Below are 3,154 nucleotides of genomic sequence, written 5' to 3' on the forward strand. Positions count from 1 at the left end.
CCGCCGCGCCCTGCCCTTCCAGCCCGGCGAGGAACGATTCGACGCGCCCCTCCCGCAGCGTCAGGCTCACGCCGGCCCGGTCGAGGCTCAGTTCCAGGCGCCGGTCTTCCCCGTCGGTGTCGATCGGGCGGAGCACCGCGACCTCATGCTCGGGCGCGCGCGGCAGCGCGCAGAGGTCGGCGATGAAGCGCTCCGTGCCCCCGCCGAAGCCGTGGGTGAGGTGGAGCGTCAGGCGCGCGAAGCGGCCGGCGAGCAGCCGCAGCAGCACCGCCTCGCGCAACGGTTCCAGCGGGTCGGCGCGGGTGAAGGCCTCGAGCTCGGGAACGTAGTCCGGGTAGAGCGCCTCCAGCCGGGCGTGGTTGACGGCGAGAAGCGCCAGCCGCGCCGCGGGGGTGAAGGAGACCGAGCCCTCGTGCATCACGAAGGTGTCGGTCGCCGCGAGGTGGACCCAGCCGAGGTCGCTCGCGGTCAGGCACCACTCGACCTCCTCGCAGTAGCCGCGGCCCCAGTCGAGGGAGAAGGGGCCGACCTCGTCGAGCGCCGCGCGATTGAGGTGCATGCAGAACCCGACACCGGTCGGCACCTCGACGGGCTCCGCGGCGTTCCCCGCGAAGGCGGCGTCGAGGGCGGCGGCGTCGAGGCCGAGGGGGCTCGCGTTGCGCGCGGTCGTGCTCGGGAAGCTCAGGATCGTCGCGGTGTTCGACATCGGCGTCACCGAGGCGATGCCGGGCCGCACGTGGCAGTGCCGGGCGAGGCGCTCGACCGCGCCCGGCGGCAGGACCGTGTCGGCGTTCAAGAGCAGCGCGTCCTCGCCGCGGGCCAGCATGGCGAGACCCCGGTTCACGGTGGCGATGAAGCCGAGGTTCTTCGGGTTGCGCGCGATGGTCAGGCCCGGGTAGCGCCGGGACTCGAGCTCGGCGAGATAGCGCCCCACCTCCGGGTCCGGCGAGGCGTCGTCGATGACGATCGCGCGCACCCGCCGGACGCCGAGCTGCGGCAGCAGCGCGGCGAGGCAGAGCCTGAGGTCGGCGAGCCCGTCGTAGACGGGCACGATCGCGCAGACCGGCGGCGGCTGCACGGTGGGGCGCACGACCTCCCCGGGCCCGTAGGCCGCGGTCGCCGCGGCCCCGGGCTGGAAGGCGATCGCCGCGTCCGGCCTCCGGCGCTCGACATCGTGGATCCGCGCCCGGACGGCTTGGCGCCGCGCGAGGCTGAGGGCGGGCCGCTCGGAGCCGCGCCCGTCCGGACCGAGGAGCGCGGCGCGCGCCTCCGCCCGCTCTGCGGCCACCCGGCCGAGGCGGTCGCTGCCGACCCGGCCGACGACCCGGCCGCTGCCCTCGGGTCCCGCCACCAGCAGGCTGCCGGGCTCGACCGGCTCCTCGAAGGCGAAGCTCGCCCAGTCGCGCCCGAAGGCGGCCCGGAGGTCGGCGCGCGCGTGCGTGGTGGTGCTGGCGCGGGTGATCCCGTCCGTGACGATGCGCAGCGTCGTCGGCGCGTCGTCGGCGGAGCGGTCGAAATACCAGCCGGAGAGGCCGTCCGGCCCCGCCGTCTCGATGTGGAATTTCGGCCGCGCCCGCCAGGGCCCGAGATCGAGCAGGGTCTCGCCCGCGCGCACGCCGAGCCGGTGCTCGCTGCCGTCGAGCACGCGCGGCGGCAGCGGCAGGCGGAAGCCGTTCCAGCCACCCTGCCCGCCCGGCATCAGGAAGCGCCGGAAGCGGTCGAGCACGACCGGCTCCCCGGCCTCGCCGTCGATCACGAGTTGCACCCGCGGCACGTCGCAGGGGAAGAGCGGCGAGACCCAGCCCTCCAGGCCGTGATCGCGCACGCCCGCGATCCGGCCGGCGTAGAGGCCGGGCCCCAGGGTGAAGCGCTGCCGCCGCGTCCGGCCGCCGACCTCGACGCTCAGGGTGCAGGAGCCGGCCCCGTCGGCCGCGAGCGGCGCGACGAGGAGCGTCGCCCCCGGCTCGGCGAACACCTGCACGCCCTCGACCGGGCGCTCGGGCGCCTCACCCGTCCGCGCGGCGATCCGCACGGCGTCCGGCGCAACGCCCGGTTCGAGCGCCACCGCGACGCCGCCGTCGAAGGGGGTGAACCATGCGACCGGGCCGGAGGGGCGGCGCAGCCAGCGCGTGCCATCCGTGCCCAGCCGCTTCAGCTGCTTGAGAAGATCCAAGATCCGCGCGGCTCCAACCCCTCGGCGTCCCGGCCGGGCGCCGCTCCTCATAACGGTTCCGATCTGCGCGCGAAACGCCGCCCTCGCGACGCGGGCGAGCCGGCACCATATCCGCGAAGCTCCCCGTCTGGCTCAGGTCCCCCGCGTGCTCAGGATCGCCGTTCTCGCGCTCGTCCTCCTCTATCTCCTGCCCATCGGCATCTCGGCCCTGCTCTACGCCGCCCGCGCGCGCGGCGACTGGCGCGCGGCCGACCGCTCCAGCGCCGGCCTCCTGCCCGAGCCGCGCGCGCACCGTCCGGCACTGGTTCGGGTCTTCTCGGCCCGCACGGTGAGCTGGCGCGGAATCCTGGCGACCCATGCCTGGATCGTGGTGAAGGAGGAGGGCGCGGGCACCTACAGCCGCTTCGACTACACCGCCTGGGGCCGGCCGATCTGGGTGGACCGCTTCGTGCCGGACGGGCGCTGGTTCGGCAGCGTGCCCGAGACCGTGGTCGGCCTCGATGGCGCGGAGGCCGCGGCGGCGATCCCGCGCATCCGCGCGGTGATCGCGGGCTACCGCTACGCCGCGCCCGGCGACTACACGGTCTGGCCGGGCCCGAACTCGAACACCTTCGTGGCCGCCGTGATGGCGGCGGTCCCCGGGATCCGGGCCGGCCTGCCGGCCACCGCCATCGGCAAGGACTTTCCCTACGACGGGCGCTGGTTCGGCACCACGCCCTCCCGCACCGGCCTGCGGCTCAATCTCGGCGGCTATCTCGGCCTCACCCTCGGCTGGGTGGAGGGGGTGGAGCTGAACATCCTCGGCGCCGTGGCGGGGCTCGACCTGCGCCGCCCGGCGGTGAAGCTGCCGGCGCTCGGCCGCGTCGGGTTCTGAACCGGGGCCGCCCCTGCCCCGGACGCCCGCTGGTTGATCGGTTCGGCCGCACGCGGTGAACCGCGCCGTGCCCCCTCTCCCATAGGGAGAGGGTTGGGGTGAGGGGT

Annotated in this window: 2 protein-coding genes; one reads left to right on the forward strand and one right to left on the reverse strand. The window is 75.5% G+C overall.

Annotated elements, in window-relative coordinates; genetic code table 11:
* A partial coding sequence (locus AX737_RS28700; protein WP_156454024.1) for a glycosyltransferase occupies positions 1-2,173 on the reverse strand: 2,173 nt, incomplete at its 3' end.
* A 145-nt stretch (positions 2,174-2,318) separates the two neighbouring features.
* Between AX737_RS28700 and AX737_RS28705 the strand changes: the two genes are divergently transcribed.
* Positions 2,319-3,047: a DUF3750 domain-containing protein gene (locus AX737_RS28705; RefSeq protein ID WP_066927305.1), complete on the forward strand. Its 729-nt coding sequence runs from the start codon at positions 2,319-2,321 to the stop codon at positions 3,045-3,047.
* The last annotated feature ends 107 nt before the right edge of the window (positions 3,048-3,154 follow it).

Source organism: Methylobacterium sp. CCH5-D2 (assembly GCF_001556475.1).
GTDB lineage: Bacteria > Pseudomonadota > Alphaproteobacteria > Rhizobiales > Beijerinckiaceae > Methylobacterium > Methylobacterium hispanicum.